At 72.6% G+C, this 288-nt stretch carries 1 protein-coding gene; it reads left to right on the forward strand.

Features of this window, described 5'->3' with window-relative positions:
- Positions 1-288, forward strand: a 288-nt coding sequence (locus tag MD536_RS21245) for a DNA-processing protein DprA (protein WP_239603796.1), incomplete at both ends; no start/stop codon positions are given.

The raw sequence follows: 288 nt of genomic DNA on the forward strand, positions 1-288 counted from the left end.
TCGCGATCGTCGGCAGCCGCCACCCGACGCAACTGGGCCGCGAGACGGCCGAGCAGTTCGCACGCCACCTGGCCGGGGCGGGCCTCGCCATCACGAGCGGGCTCGCGCTTGGCATCGACGCATCCAGCCATCGAGGTGCGCTGCAGGCTGGCGGCTGGACGGTCGCGGTGCTGGGGTCCGGGCTCGACACGATTTACCCCCGCGAGAATACCGCCCTGGCCGAAGCGATCGTGGCCCACGGTGCGCTCGTGTCCGACCTGCCCATCGGGACGCCGCCACTGAAGGGGC

Origin of the sequence: Flavihumibacter cheonanensis (assembly GCF_022352215.1) — a bacterium.
GTDB classification, from domain to species: Bacteria; Bacteroidota; Bacteroidia; order Chitinophagales; family Chitinophagaceae; genus Flavihumibacter; species Flavihumibacter cheonanensis.